This window comes from Microbacterium sp. 22303, assembly GCF_052045265.1.
GTDB lineage: Bacteria > Actinomycetota > Actinomycetes > Actinomycetales > Microbacteriaceae > Microbacterium.
This window is the reverse complement of record NZ_JBQEOQ010000002.1, coordinates 420,401-434,691: the sequence shown is the minus strand read 5'-3', so window position 1 is coordinate 434,691 and position 14,291 is coordinate 420,401. Positions and strand designations below refer to the sequence as shown.

12 protein-coding genes are annotated in these 14,291 nt (G+C 71.3%); 8 read left to right on the top strand and 4 right to left on the bottom strand.

The window, feature by feature from the left end:
• Positions 1 to 16 precede the first annotated feature (16 nt).
• The 8 genes from ACTJI8_RS07730 to ACTJI8_RS07695 all read left to right on the top strand — a co-directional run bounded on the left by ACTJI8_RS07730 (position 17) and on the right by ACTJI8_RS07695 (position 8,015).
• Complete coding sequence (locus ACTJI8_RS07730) at positions 17 to 970, top strand: Gfo/Idh/MocA family oxidoreductase (RefSeq protein ID WP_440732837.1); 954 nt, start codon at positions 17 to 19, stop codon at positions 968 to 970.
• Positions 967 to 1,941: an aldo/keto reductase gene (locus ACTJI8_RS07725; RefSeq protein ID WP_440732836.1), complete on the top strand. Its 975-nt coding sequence runs from the start codon at positions 967 to 969 to the stop codon at positions 1,939 to 1,941. The genes ACTJI8_RS07730 and ACTJI8_RS07725 overlap by 4 nt, the downstream gene beginning before the upstream one ends.
• A complete protein-coding gene (locus tag ACTJI8_RS07720; protein ID WP_440732835.1) occupies positions 1,938 to 2,636 on the top strand; it encodes a substrate-binding domain-containing protein in 699 nt (232 codons plus the stop codon). Before ACTJI8_RS07725 ends, ACTJI8_RS07720 begins: the two co-directional genes overlap by 4 nt.
• Before the next feature lie 15 nt (positions 2,637 to 2,651).
• A complete protein-coding gene (locus ACTJI8_RS07715) occupies positions 2,652 to 3,407 on the top strand; it encodes an IclR family transcriptional regulator (RefSeq protein ID WP_440732834.1) in 756 nt (251 codons plus the stop codon).
• Between the two features lie 200 nt (positions 3,408 to 3,607).
• Positions 3,608 to 4,312, top strand: a complete 705-nt coding sequence (locus ACTJI8_RS07710) for an alpha/beta fold hydrolase (RefSeq protein ID WP_440732833.1) — start codon at positions 3,608 to 3,610, stop codon at positions 4,310 to 4,312.
• Positions 4,313 to 4,442: 130 nt separating this feature from the next.
• Positions 4,443 to 5,618, top strand: a complete 1,176-nt coding sequence (locus tag ACTJI8_RS07705; RefSeq protein WP_440732832.1) for a 4-hydroxybenzoate 3-monooxygenase — start codon at positions 4,443 to 4,445, stop codon at positions 5,616 to 5,618.
• Between the two features lie 198 nt (positions 5,619 to 5,816).
• Positions 5,817 to 6,788: a hypothetical protein gene (locus ACTJI8_RS07700; protein WP_440732831.1), complete on the top strand. Its 972-nt coding sequence runs from the start codon at positions 5,817 to 5,819 to the stop codon at positions 6,786 to 6,788.
• Positions 6,789 to 6,974: 186 nt separating this feature from the next.
• Positions 6,975 to 8,015 (top strand): DMT family transporter, encoded by a 1,041-nt coding sequence (locus ACTJI8_RS07695; RefSeq protein WP_440732830.1) that lies wholly within the window; start codon positions 6,975 to 6,977, stop codon positions 8,013 to 8,015.
• A 60-nt stretch (positions 8,016 to 8,075) separates the two neighbouring features.
• On the opposite strand, the gene ACTJI8_RS07690 is transcribed toward ACTJI8_RS07695, so the two are convergent.
• The 4 genes from ACTJI8_RS07690 to ACTJI8_RS07675 all read right to left on the bottom strand — a co-directional run bounded on the left by ACTJI8_RS07690 (position 8,076) and on the right by ACTJI8_RS07675 (position 14,175).
• The gene (locus ACTJI8_RS07690) at positions 8,076 to 9,503 is read right to left on the bottom strand and encodes a mechanosensitive ion channel domain-containing protein (protein ID WP_440732829.1); all 1,428 of its coding nucleotides are present in this window, start codon (positions 9,501 to 9,503) and stop codon (positions 8,076 to 8,078) included.
• A 1-nt stretch (position 9,504) separates the two neighbouring features.
• On the bottom strand, positions 9,505 to 11,571 hold the full coding sequence (locus ACTJI8_RS07685; protein WP_440732828.1) for an adenylate/guanylate cyclase domain-containing protein: 2,067 nt from the start codon (positions 11,569 to 11,571) through the stop codon (positions 9,505 to 9,507).
• Positions 11,572 to 11,788: 217 nt separating this feature from the next.
• Positions 11,789 to 12,754, bottom strand: coding sequence for an AraC family transcriptional regulator (locus tag ACTJI8_RS07680; protein WP_440732827.1), 966 nt, complete (start codon positions 12,752 to 12,754; stop codon positions 11,789 to 11,791).
• A 119-nt stretch (positions 12,755 to 12,873) separates the two neighbouring features.
• Positions 12,874 to 14,175: an acyltransferase family protein gene (locus tag ACTJI8_RS07675; RefSeq protein ID WP_440732826.1), complete on the bottom strand. Its 1,302-nt coding sequence runs from the start codon at positions 14,173 to 14,175 to the stop codon at positions 12,874 to 12,876.
• Positions 14,176 to 14,291: the final 116 nt, after the last annotated feature.

Here is a 14,291-nt window from a genome sequence, read left to right as displayed (position 1 = left end):
CCTTGAGGAGACCCCTATGACCGACATGACCCGCATCGCCGTCGTCGGCGCCAATGGTGCCTTCGGCATGAAGCACCTCGACGGCCTGGCGAACATCGAGGACGCCGAGGTCACGGTCGTCAGCGCCACCTCTCAGGAGAAGGCGGATGCGGTCGCAGCGCAGTACGGCGTGCCGAACGCGGTCGTCGGCCTCGACGCGGTGCTCGCACGCGACGACGTCGACGCCGTGATCCTCGCCACGCCCACCGGCCTGCACGCCGCCCAGGCGCAGGCCGTGCTGGCCGCCGGCAAGCACGTGCAGGTGGAGATCCCACTGGCGGACTCGCTCGCCGACGCCGAGGCGACCCTGGCCGCCAGTGAGGCGGCGGGGCGGATCGCCATGGTCGGGCACACCCGGCGGTTCAACCCCTCGCACCAGTTCCTGCACGACCGCATCTCCGCCGGCGAGCTCGCCGTGCAGCAGATGGACGTGCAGACGTACTTCTTCCGGCGCAGCAACACGAACGCCAAGGGCGAGGCGCGCTCCTGGACCGACCACCTGCTCTGGCACCATGCCGCGCACACCGTCGACCTGTTCGCGTACCAGGCCGGCCGCATCGTGCAGGCGAACGCGATCCAGGGCCCGATCCACCCCGAACTCGGCATCGCGATGGACATGTCGATCCAACTGAAGAGCGAGACCGGGGCGATCTGCACGCTCTCCCTGTCGTTCAACAACGACGGCCCGTTCGGCACGTTCTTCCGCTACATCGGCGACACCGGCACGTACATCGCCCGCTACGACGACCTGTACACCGGCCGTGACGAGCAGATCGACGTCTCCGGCGTGGCCGTCAGCATGAACGGCATCGAGCTGCAGGATCGGGAGTTCGTGAGCGCGATCCGCGAGGGCCGCGAGCCGAACTCCTCCTTCCGCCAGGTGATCGACTGCTACCGGGTGCTGGGCGCCCTGGAGGAGCAGCTGGCGTGAATCTCCCCCGGATGGGGCTCGGCTGCATGTCGCTGAGCCACGCATATGGAACGCCGCCCTCGGAGGAGGACGGGCTGAGGCTGCTCCGCGCCGCGCTCGACGGCGGGATCGGCATGCTCGACACCGCGACCCTCTACGGCGGAGGCCGCAACGAGGAGCTCGTCGGTCGTGCGCTCTCCGGGCGTCGCGACGAGGTGGTGCTCGCGAGCAAGGGCGGCATGGCACTCATCGACGGTGTCAAACGCATCGACGGGCGGCCCGAGACGCTGCGCGCCCAGGTGGACGCCTCGCTCGGGCGGCTCGGAGTGGAGCACATCGACCTCTATTACCTGCACCGCTGGGACCGGTCGGTTCCGATCGGCGAGAGCGTCGGCGCCCTGGCCGAGCTCGTCGCCGCGGGAAAGATCGGCGCGATCGGCCTCTCCGAGGTCTCGGTCGCTCGCCTGCGCGAAGCCCTGGCCGTCGCCCCGATCGCGGCCGTGCAGAACGAGTACTCGCTGTGGAGCCGCAACCCCGAACTCGGCATGCTGGACGCGACCCGCGACGCCGGAATCGCACTGGTCGCGTTCTCACCGATCGCGCGCGGCTTCCTCGGCGACGCGGTACGGGATCCGCAGGAGCTCGATGCGAACGACATCCGGCGCTCGATGCCCCGCTTCCTCCCGGAGCACTGGCCCGCCAACGCCGCGCTGCTGCCCGCCTGGCGTGCGCTCGCCGCCGAGGCCGGCTGCACGCCCGCGCAGCTCGCGCTCGCCTGGCTGCTCTCGCGCGGCCCCCACGTGGCGCCGATCCCCGGCACGACCAGGATCGACCACCTGCACGAGAATCAGGCCGCGGCAGAGCTCGTCGTCGACCCGGCGCTGCTGGCCCGCGCCGGGGTACTGATCGACACCGCCACGGTCTCCGGAGCACGGTACGCCCCTGGCCCCGCAGCCGAGGTGGACGCCGAGTCGCTCGAGGACGCCGCATGAGGGCGATCTCATCCATGGCCACCCGCCACCTGCTCGGCGACCTGCTCGCCACGGCGAGCGCCGCGGGACAGCCTCCGGTCGAGCTCACCTCCGTCGGCGGCGTGGACGCGGCCGCTCGGGTGGCCGACGGAGAGTCGTTCGATCTGGTGATCCTCGCCGACGACGCACTCCGCCGTCTCGCCGCGGACGGACGGGTCGACGCCGACACGGTGACCCCGCTCGTCCTCTCGCAGGTGGCGGCAGCCATCCCGGCCGAGGGAGAAGAGCCGGCAGCCCGTGCCGAGGGATCGGCGTTCCCCGACACGGCAGGCCTCCGTGCCGCGCTGCGCGCTGCGGACCGGATCGGCTACTCGACCGGGCCGAGCGGCACCGCCCTGATCCGGATGATCGAGGCGTGGGGTCTCAAGGACGAGCTCGGCCCGCGTCTGGTGCAGGCCCGGCCGGGGGTGCCTGTGGCGACGCTGCTCGCGCGCGGCGAGGTCGGCCTCGGCCTGCAGCAGCTCAGCGAGCTGGTCGGGCAGCCCGGGATCCGGATCCTCGGCATCCTGCCCGAGGACTCCGCGATCGACACCGTCTTCTCGGGAGCGGTGGCGACCGCCGCAGCCGATCCCGCCGGCGCAGCCGCGCTCCTCGCGTTCCTCGCCTCCGCGGAGGCCGCGCCGGTGAAGGCCGCGCACAGTTTCGCCGCGCCGTGAGGCAGGCTGGTGCGCATGGCGAACTCCCCCACCGGAGATTCCGTGGCCGATCGGCTGATCCGGGTCCTCGCGACGTTCACGCCGACACGCACCGTGCAGACGGCCTCGGAGATCGGCCGGCGCGCACAGCTTCCCCGGTCGACCGCGCATCGTTTCATCGGAGAGCTGGTGACCGCCGGACTGCTCGAGCGGGACGAGGACAAGCGGATCCGGGTCGGCATGCGCCTGTGGGAGCTCGCGACGCGCTCCTCGCAGGCACTTCGGCTGCGGCAGGCGGCGATGCCGTCGATGGAGCGCGTGCAGCAGCGCATCAGGGAGCACACCCAGCTGGCGATCGAGGAGCAGGGCACGGCGCTGTTCCTGGAGCGTCTTTCGGCTCCGGATTCGGGCGCCAACGTCACGCGCGTCGCCGGCCGCCTGCCGCTGCACGCCTCGTCTTCGGGGCTGGTGCTGCTCGCCTTCGGCGACCGGGATCTGCAGGAGAGCATCCTCGCCGGCCCTCTGCCTGCTGTCTCTGCCGAGACCATCACCGATCCGGCCGTGCTGCGCAGGAAGCTCGCGGAGGTGCGCCAGCTGGGGCACGCGGTCGCACCCGGATACGTCGAGGGGGTCTCCACCGGGGTCGCGGTTCCCATCCGCGATGAGACGGGCACGGTGATCGCGGCGCTGTCGATGGTGCTGCGCCGCGAGATGCCGGTCGGCGACGCGCTGGTCGAGTTGCACCGTGCCGCGAAGGAGATCGAGACCGCGCTCGGCGCCCCTCGCGGATAGCCGCCGATGGCCCCGCCGTAGTCCGTCGAGGAGCCTCGGCGGATCTCGTTCCGCACGCCGGATCCCGTTCAACGGGATTAGGTCGCTGTTGACGGCGGTCCGGCCGTCAGGATGAGTCCATCCGAGGAAATCGGTCATCACGCGGAGCACCCTCCGCACCCATCGCCCGCAATGACGCACAGACAGAGATGGATGAACCCATGACGACGACACCCGCGATTCTGCTCGTCCACGGCGCCTGGCACGGCTCCTGGTGCTGGGACGAAGTTCTGCCCCTGCTCACGAGCAGCGGCAGGGACATCCGCACCGTCGAGCTGCCCACCGTGCACGCGGAGAACAGGACCGCGCGGGGCGTGGAGGATGATGCCGCCGTCGTCCGAGCGGCCATCGACGAGATCGACGGAGACGTCGTCGTCGTCGCGCACTCCTACGGAGGCATCCCCGCATCGGTCGGCGCCGCGGATCACCCGAAGGTGGTGCACATCGTCTACGTCGCCGCCTTCGCCCTGGACCAGGGAGAGTCGCTGCTCGCCGCTGTCGGCGGTGTGGCCCCGAGCTGGTGGCGGATCGAGGACGACCTGGTCTCGGCCGGCACCACCGACGAGCCGGCGGCCCACGTGTTCTACAACGACGTCGACCCGGAGCTCGCCGCCGAGGCGGTCGCCCGGCTGCAGCCGCAGTCGCTCCGGGCGTTCACGGATCCGCTGATCGCGGCGGCCTGGCACACGGTGCCGTCGACGTACGTCATCACTGAGCGCGACAACGCGATCCCGGTGTTCGCGCAAGAGCAGCTCGCCGCTCGCGCCGGCTCGACCGTGCATCGCATCGACACCGGACACTCCCCGTTCTACTCGGATCCCGAGCCCACGACGCGCGTGATCCTCGCTGCCGGCACCGGCGCGTAACGCGACGCCGCGCGGCCGGCACCGCGCCGACCCGTGCCTGCCGGCACCGCCGGAGCGGCCGCGCATCCGGCCCCTCCCACGACCGCGCCTTTCGCGCCGCACTCCGTCCACATCCGTCGAAGGAGACGACATGACCACCATCCGCACCCGCGTCGCGATCGTCGGCGCAGGCCCCGCCGGCCTGTTCCTCTCGCACCTGCTGGATCGCGCCGGCATCGAATCGGTCGTCATCGACTCCCGCACGCGCGACGCCGTGGAGAACACCATCCGCGCCGGGATCCTCGAGCACGGCACGGTCGAGGCGCTCGTCGAGACCGGGGCCTCCACGAGGGTGCTGACCGACGGGCACCGCCACGAGGGCATCGAACTCCGCGTCGACGGCGAGGGCCACCGGATCGACTTCCAGGATCTCGTCGGCCGCAGCGTGTTCCTGTACCCGCAGCACGAGGTCCTCCGCGATCTCATCGCGGCGCGCCTGGCGGCCGGTCAGGACCTGCGGTTCGGTGTCACGGCGACGCGCATCGAGGATCCGGAGTCCGACCGCCCGCGGGTGGTCACCGTGGACGGCGACGGTGCCGAGCTCGTCATCGAGGCCGATTTCGTGGTCGGGGCGGACGGTTCGCACTCCGTCGCGCGCGCCGCGTTGAGCGGCGCTCGCAGCGGCTACTTCCGCGAGTACCCGTTCGCCTGGTTCGGCATCCTCTGCGAAGCCCCGCCGAGCGCGCCGGAGCTCATCTACAGCAACTCCGCGCAAGGGTTCGCGCTGATCAGCCAGCGCAGCGAATCAGTGCAGCGGATGTACTTCCAGTGCGATCCCGGCATGGATCCGGAGTCGTTCTCCGAGGAGCAGCTGTGGTCCGAGCTGCAGGCGCGGGTGCCGGGGACGACCCTCGTGGAGGGCCCGGTCTTCCAGCGCGACGTGCTGCGGTTCCGCAGCTTCGTGGCGCAGGATCTGCGACGCGGACGCCTCGCCCTGGTCGGCGACGCCGCGCACACCGTCCCCCCGACCGGTGCCAAGGGGATGAACCTGGCGGTGGCGGACGTGCTGGTCCTGGAGAACGCGCTGCGCGCGCTCCTGCTCGAGAACGACGACCGTCTCATCGATGCCTACGCCGAAACGGCGCTGCGCCGGATCTGGAAGGCCCAGCACTTCTCCTGGTGGATGACGAGCATGCTGCACGTGAGCCCCGACGCCTCCGAGTTCGACCGGCGGCGCCAGATCGGCGAACTGCGTTCCGTCGTAGAGTCCCGCGCCGGCCGCACGTACCTCGCCGAGGCGTACACCGGCTGGCCGCTCGAGGGCTGAGCCGGACGCCTTCAGCACCTCGGACGGCGCGTCCGGCGCATCCGCTCCCGTCGGGTCTTCGGCGCGCTTCCGCCAGGCAGCATGCGGAGCCCGTCCAGGCTCAGGGCCGACCCGGTCGATAGGGTGAGATCCGCAGCGCTGCACCGTGCGATGGAGGCACCGTGCTGATCGAGAGTCAGCGCTGCCGGAGACACCACGATGACAGAGCCGACGGACCAGCCCCCCGCGGGCCCGCGCGCGATGCCCGCCGGAGCCACGCGACGCGAGGCGCGCCTGCGCCGGGAGTCTCTCACGAGCGCTGAATTCGAGGTCCCGCAGCTCGCCCCGTCGCTCGCCCCGCCGCGTGTTCAGCCGCTTCCTCAGCCGCTGGTCCCGACGACGGCGGGCGCGGCACCGACTCGGTCACCGCGACGCGAGGCACGCCTGCGCCAGGCGGGCTCCGTGCCGGCGGCCGAACCCGTCGATCCCGCGCCGACGACCGGATCGGCACCGCGCAGGCGTCGCGCGATCGTCTGGCTCGGCATCGCCGCGGCGCTCGTGCTGATCGCCGGGCTCGGATTCGGGCTGTGGCTGGTGCGCGCACCGGAGTCGACGGCCGCCGACAGCCCGCGCGTCGCCGCACCCGTGGATCCGATCGCCGAGCGTGGATTCGAGGGCGCGGGGTCGCCGTCCGCCTCCGCCCCGCAGCGCACGCCATCGCCCACCCCGACCCCGCCGACAGCCGTCCCGCCGGTCGAGACGGTCGTAGCCCCCACTCCTGTCGATTCCGGCCAACATGATGAGACCGCAGACGGCGGATCCGCCCCGCCCTCATCCGCACCGGCCCCCGGGAGCCCGGCGCCCGCGAACCCGGCCCCCGCAAACCCCGCGCCCGCCCCCGCGGCACCGGCGCCGCTCGCGTTCACCGGGCTCACCGAGAACACCACGCTGGGGCTTCTCGGCATCAGGATCCTCGCGAGCGACACGCTTTCCCTCGCCGGTCAGCCCGGAGCCACCGCGACCGTGTCCTACGGATCCGCCCGCGCGGGCTCCGTGACCTTCGACGGCGCAGGGCGCGCGACGCTCACCGTCAACGGCTCGCTGGTCGACCTCGGTGACCCCCTCATCACCGTCGCCTACTCCGACGGCACGGCCGGCGCCGTCCTCCGGGCTCGGCGCAGCGCGATCTGAGCCCCCGCTCTGCGACCCGGGCGGGTGGCCCCGCTTCGTGGCCCCGCTCCACCGCGCAGGGCGCACGGCGCTCCACCAGCGGCGCAGGGATGCGCCCCACCGGCCGCGGCACGCTGGCCGGATCTCGGCGAGGGATGGCGCTCGTCGTTCTCGACCGATGTCCGCGGTCCCTGCGACGATCGAAGGATGACCGAGACCACGCCGGAACGGACCAGCCTGCCCGCCCAGCGCAGCGGCGCGACGGCACACGGCAGCGGCACGACGGCGCACGGCGGCAGCACGGCCGCGCCCGCCTCTCCGCGCAACGGCGCCCTGGTCCTCACGGCGGCGTTGGTGACGGTCGTGCTGTGGGCCTCGGCGTTCATCGGCATCCGCGGCGCCGGTCCGCATTTCGATCCCGGCACGCTGGCGCTGCTGCGCATGGCGGTCGGCACCGTGGCCCTCACGGTCATCGCGCTGAGGCGCGGGATCCGTCTACCGTCGCGACGACTCTGGCTGCTCGTCGCCGTCTGGGGCGTGGGCTGGTTCTGCGTCTACAACCTGGCGCTCAACGCCGCCGAGCACACCCTCGACGCCGGCACCGCGGCGATGGTGGTCAACCTGGCGCCGCTCATGGTGGTCGTCTTCAGCGGGCTGTTCCTGCGCGAAGGTTTCCCCAAGCCGTTGCTGATCGGAGCCCCGATCGCCTTCGCGGGCGTGGTGCTCATCGGCCTGAACTCCGGGGCGAAGAGCGGCGTCCTCGACATCGCCGGGCTCCTGCTCGCACTGCTCGCCGCGGTCATGTACGCCGGGTGCACGCTCGTGCAGAAGCACCTGCTGAGCGCCGGCGCCGACGCGACCACGCTCACCTGGCTGGGCGCGGCGGCCGGCACGATCGCACTGCTGCCGTGGACGGGCAGCCTCGTCGGGGCGCTGCAGAACGCCCCGATCGACGCGACCCTGTGGGTGGTCTACCTCGGCATCTTCCCGACGGCGATCGCCTTCACCACCTGGGCGTACGTGCTGCAGCGCAGCACCGCGGGGCAGACCTCCGCGACCACCTATGTGGTGCCGGCGATCGCGATCCTGCTGTCGTGGCTGATCCTCGGCGAGGTGCCGACACCGCTCATGTTCGTCGGCGGCGCGCTCTGCCTGCTCGGGGTGCTCGTCACGCGGCTGCGGTGGCGGCGTGCGGCGCAGGCATCCGCCGACGGAACCCCGCCCGCCACCGAGCAGGACCCCGACTGACGGCGGTTCCCCCTGCCAGACCGCACTCCTCGCCACGGAAAAGGCGCCTGACGGCCGGCCTCAGCGCGGCCGGATCTCCCCCCGGGCCAGGCCGAGGGCGGCGATCGCGTCGGCGGCCGCCGCGCGCTTGAGCTCGAGAGACTCGCCGATCTCGGCCGCCAGCCGCGGATGCGTGCGGATCAGCTCATCGATCACGGCCAGGGGGATCCGCAGCACCGTCAGGACCTCGACCGCCGAGATCGTCACCGTGGTGCGCTCGCGGGTCAGGGCCGTCTGACCGATCAGCTCGCGCGGGCCGGTATCGCCCACGGGGATCCGCGCGTCCCCTGACTCGAACTGCATCACGACGCGGCCGGACACGATCAGGCGCACCTCGTTCGGCACGATGCCGGCGGGCAGTACGACCTCGCCCACACCGTACCGCTGCAGAGTCGCGCCCGCGCGCACCAGCTCCCGCCCCGCGTCATCGAGGTGCAGCACGGGAACGGCCTCCTCGATCGCCGCGTCGAGCATCGCCGGCTCGGCGATCGGGTCGGTGGCGTCGCCGTCGAGGGCAAACCCGCGCCGCCGCGCCGCGTACCAGAGCCACGAGAGGTAGAGGGAGAGCGCACCGGAAGCCTCGGCCGGTGCCGAGATCGGGATCGACACGGCGTACTTCGCGGAGCCGCTGTACTCCGCAGTGGCCCGCTCGTCGCGCCAGCGCATCGGCAGGCCGTCGGCCAGCTGCACCAGCAGCGCCATCACCTCCTGAGGCGGATCGTCCGTGCTGAACGCCATCGACGCGGTCGCGTAGTACGGCCCGGCCGGTTCGCTCATGTTCGTGAACGAGGCACCGGAGAGCGTCGAGTTGGGCACGATCTGGATCCCGGATCCGGTGTCGATGTGCACCGCGCGCCAGTTCACCTCGACGACGCGCCCCTTCACTCCGCCGGTGTCGAGCCAGTCGCCGATCTTGAACGGCTGCTCGAACAGCAGCAGCAGTCCGGAGACGACGCCGCCCGCCGCGTTCTGCAGCGCCAGGCCGATGACGATCGAGGTGACGCCGAGCGCGGTGAACAGCCCGCCCACGTCGGCATCCCACACCCAGGAGAACAGCATCGCGAGGCCGACCACGACCAGCACGAGCCGCGCGATCTCGACGAAGATCGACGGCACCCGATGGCGCCAGGATCCCTCTTCGGCGTTCGCGAACAGGACCACGTTGAAGGCCGAGAGCACGAGCAGGATCAGCAGGAAGCCGAAGATCGTCGCGACGACGCGCACCCAGACGTAACCGTCGTCCTTCTGCCCGATCGCGAAGACGAGCAGCGCGAACAGCGCCCCCGCGGGGACCACGGCATTGCGCAGCAGCGCGATCGGCTTTGCCATCGGGTTGCCGCGACGGCGTAGGGCTCCGAGCAGCTCGGTCAGCCCCACCAGCAGCACGGGCACGCCGACCGCGAGCGCGATCAGCCACCAGGTCCAACCCTGCTGGAACACGGCGCCCACGTCAGGCCACCTTCCACACGGTCTCGGCCTTGCCGCGCACCTCGACGGTGCCCGCCTCGATGTACTCCACCAGCTCGGCGGTGCGGTCGCGCACCTGCTGGCTGACGTAGATGCCGGGGTCGCCGCTGACCGAGCGCACCCGGTATGCGAGGTTCACCGCATCGCCCCAGAGGTCGTAGGCGAGGCTTGTGCGAGCGACCAGGCCGCTCGTCACGGATCCGGTGTCGACGCCGGCGCGGAGCCCGATCGACGTGCCGTACTGGGCGTTGAACCTCTCCAGCACCTCGCGCAGGCTGCGGGCGAACTCGACCGCACGGCGCACGTTGTCGACGCGCGGCACGATGAGTCCCGAGGAGGCCAGGTAGCCGCCGTGCAGCGTGCGCACCTTCTCGACGCCGGCGCGCTCGGCCGCTTCGTCGAAGCCGCGCATGAGCACGTTCAGCTGCGCGATCTCCTCTTCGGCGCTGAGCGCGCGGCTGTGCTCGTCGAGTCCGATCAGCTCGGCGAACACGACCGACACGTTGTCGTGCGCCTCGGTGATCGCCTCCTCCCCCTGCTTGTACTTCTCTGCGACGCTCTGCGGCATGAGCGTGTGCATGAGCTTCTCGTTCTCGGCGCGCTGGTCGTCGATGAGCTCCTGCTTGATCCGCAGGCTCGATGCCATGTCGTTGAACGCGCTGCCGAGATCGCCGAACTCGTCACGGGAGCCGGCCGGCACCTGCACATCGAGATCGCCCTCGGCGACCTGGTGCACGGCCGTGACCAGGCGGTTGATCGGCCTCGTGAACACCTGCGCGAGCACCAGCGAGAGCAGGGCGACCGCGAGCATGATGCCGAGCAGCGAGATCAGCACGATCCGCGTGAAGTCGTCCACCGGCGCGAACGCCTCGCTCGAATCGATGCGCGCGACGACGACCCAGTCCAGACCCTCCACGTCGAGCGGTCCGTAGCTGACGACGCTCGAGGCGCTGACGTAATCGGATCCCTCCAGCGTGCCGCTCTTGCCGCTCTGCGCCCTGGTCACCGCGTCCCCCGTGATCGGCTGGATCAGCACGGTGCCCTTGACCGCGACCGCGCGCTTCGCCGCCGACGGCGGGGTGCCGTGCTCGATCACGCGCTGCGCGTACTGCTTCGGATGCTCGACGACCTCGCGCGACGTGCTGCGCATCAGCCCGTCCCGTCCCACGAGGTACACCTCTCCCGTCGTGCCGAGCCCCTGGTCCTTCCACCCGTTGCTGCCGGTCATGACGTCGTTCACGAAGCTCAACGGCACCTGCAGCGCCATCACTCCGGTGATGCCGGTGTCGTTGCCGATGGGGGACACGATCCACATCGAGGGCACTCCGAGCGAGGGCACCCAGCGCTCGAAGTCCGTCATCACGACCGTGTCGACGGAGTTGGTGGCCACAGCCTCGCGATAGGCGTCGGCGAGCTTGGAGTCGCGGAACGGCCCGGTCTCGAGATTGGTGCCGAGCTCCGGGCCCTTGTACGCGGTGTACACGACATCACCCGTGAGGTTGAGCAGCATCACATCCTCGTAGCCCGCCTGGTGGACGAGGCGGGTGAAGTAGTCGCCGTAGCGCACCGCGGCGGCCGAGTACGCCGACCCGTCGCCGGCATCGTCGTTCTTCAGGTTCGCGTCGTAGCCGGCATCGTCGAGCGTCGTGTTGCGCACCGTGTAGTGCGCCTGCAGCCACTGGCCGGCAGGGGACGCCGGAACGAAGGCCTGCTTGCCGTACGTCTCACCCGTCTTCTTCTCGAGGGTCGGCACGAACGTGTCGCCGTAGTAGCCGTCGAGCGCCGCATCCTGCGCCGGGTCGAGCGTGCTGCTCTGCAGCTGCTCGAAGCCGTCGTTGATCGCCTTGGACATGTTCTGCGCACTGAGGTTGCGCGAGTTCAGGGACGCGGTGCGCTGGACGTCCTCGAGCGCGACCTTCATCTCGTGCGTGCGCATCTCGCGGATCGTCGTGAGCTGGTCGATCGAACTCGCATGCAGCGAACTGCGGCCGTTCAGGAACCCGATGGCGCCGATGATGAGCGCGGAGACGAGGCTCACCGCGAGCAGCATGATCAGCAGCTTCGACTGGATGCTCAGGCCTGCCCGGAGGCGACGCCTCCTCGATACACGTTCCGCGCGCGATCCTTCGACGTCCATCCGCCCCCCCTTTGAGCACAACTCCTCGAGCAAGACTCCCGGTGGCCACGCTGTGGCACTCGAACCGTACCGATATAACGGTCGGGCCCGAAAGGGGAGAGGCGCCGCGCCTGCGTGAAACGTCGGACGTTCAGAGGGTTGCGGGCCGGTGTCGCGCCCGGTACTCGGAGGGCGTGACGCCGTGCGCGCGCCGGAACGCACGGGCGAACTGATCGTCGCCGCCGAACCCGCTCAGCCGAGCGATGGCCGCGATCGTCAGATCCCGCGTGCGCGACCCGGCGAGAAGGGTCGCGGCGTGCCGGATCCGTGTCGCCCGCAGCTGCGCCCCCGCGCTCAGATCCTCGCCTTGGAACAGGGTGTGCAGGTAGCGCGGGCTCACCCGCAGCTCGTCGGCGAGGGCGGCGACGCCGAAGGAGGGATCCGTGAAGCGGTCGGCGATCGCGGCCTGGGCACGCTCCCGGTACATCGCCCTGGCGTCATAGCCGGCATGCACGCGATCGGCCGCCTCGTGCAGCACAGCGAGGGCGAACTCCCGCAGGGCGTGGCCGACGTGGCTGGCCGAGGCGGCCGGAACCGGGTGCGACCCGCTCGTCACGGAGCGCAGGATCTCCCGGAGCACCGACGCCGACGGTGTGATCTCCCAGGAGCGACCGGCCCACGCCTCCGGCGCGTAGCCGTGCGCGAGCATCAGGCGCAGCGGGAGGTACAGCTGGATGGATTCGGCCTCGTCATCGATCCGGGTGCGGAACGGGAGGCTGCCCACCAGCAGGCTGGCCGCACCCGGTTCGATCGTGCCGTGCCGGCCGGACTGCTCGATCTGCATGCGGCCTGACAGCACGAACCCGAGCTGGGCATACCCGGAGTACGGGTCATCGAGACGATCGGGAGTGCGCTCTGCGTGCAGATGGCGGGAACGGATGCGCGTCGCGAACATCTCGCCGAAGGTGGTCGTGGCGACGAGCGTGCGATGGTGATGCGGACGCGGGCTCGACATGCGGGACGACACCGAGAGTCCGACGAGACCCTCGGCGCCGGAGAACAGCGCGCCGCCCTCGAAGGGGCCTCGGCGTTCGAGCATGGCGTTGTCGACCGTCACCTCCGCACCGCCCTCCGTCGCCGCCCTCCCCTCTGGAAGCGTAGCGTCCGACGGATCCGACATTTCGTGCACGCGTCGATCGGGTACGGAGTCCGACACCGTCTCGGCCGGCTGGCTCGTCATCCGCGAGCGCGGCCCCCGGCCAGCCGCACCGCCGCGAGTACCAGGGCCACGCCGATCACCCAGGCGGAGGGAGCGGATCCGGCCACGAGGATCACGACGACACCGGCCACGCCCAGCGAGGCGGACGTCGTCGCACGCCCGCTGCCGACCGAGATCGTCCGGGTCTCGCGCGCGGCCTCGCGTCGGCCCGCACGGACGACGACGAGGGCCACCGCGATCAGTGCCGCCGCGAACCACAGCGGCCGGCTCGCCCACCATTCGGCACTGAGCGGCACCGGCAGGGCGAGCGGCGAGAGCAGCAGAGCCCCGGCGAGCGCGACCACCACGAGCATGTGCCAGGAGTAGATCGTCATCGCCCTGGCGTTGATCCAGCCCACCGCGGATGCGGTGCGCGCACCCGCGGCCCAGGTGCGCAGCCGGGGGCGCAGGGCGAGGAACAGGGCGGTCTGCGCGACACCGGCGACCACGAGGATCGCCATCGGCGGGTTGAGCGCCGTGATGAGGTCGGCGGGGGCCGCGCCGGTGAGGATCAGCACGGCCGCCACGACGACTGCCGAGCTGGCGATCGCGAGCAGCGGTGCGCGGCGCAGCCGGTCGAGGGATCCGTCTGCCACCGCGAAGCCGAGCTGCTGCAGCAGCAGCCACACGAAGGCCATGTTCACGAGTCCGATCGCGGTGACGCCGGTCGCACCGCGCAGGATGTCGATCGCGACGACCCCGGTGGCGAGCGCGACGACGGTGCGGAGCCGGTGCCGCTCGTGCAGCCGCACCATGAGCGGCACGAGTGCGGAGCAGCCGAGGTACACGCCCAGGAACCACAGCGGCTGACTGATCCGGAAGCCGGCCGTCGCGACGATGTCGGCAGGAACCCCGGCGATCGCGAGACCGGCCAGCACCACGGCGGTCGCCGCGAACGCGCCGGACGCAGGCAGCAGGAGCCGGCGCATCCGCCCCGCCACGTATTCACCGGTGGTGGCGCCCTTCGCCCGCTGCCGTGTCCGCTGCGTGTAGGACGCGAAGCCGCCCAGCACGAAGAACAGCGGCATGATCTGCAGGATCCAGGTGAGCGGGGCGAACCCGTCCCAGCCCTCCATGGCGTTGCGCAGGATCGGGGATCCGTCGGCGGCGACGCTCACCCCGACCATGAGCGAGTGCAGCAGCACCACGACGCCCAGCAGGATCGCCCGCACGCCGTCGACGGCCGTGTCGCGCGTGACCTTCGCGGGGACGGGACCGGGAGCGGCGGTGCGTGCGGGCGGTGCCGGCGTGGAAGCGAGGATCGGGCTGAGGAGTGCCATGCCCCTACGGTCGGGCCCGGGTCACGGCCTCCGCGTCCCGCTGCGGAGCCGGATCCACCCCCTACTGCGGTATCACGATCTCGGTGTCGCAAGTTCGCGATAGCGCGCGCGAGTTC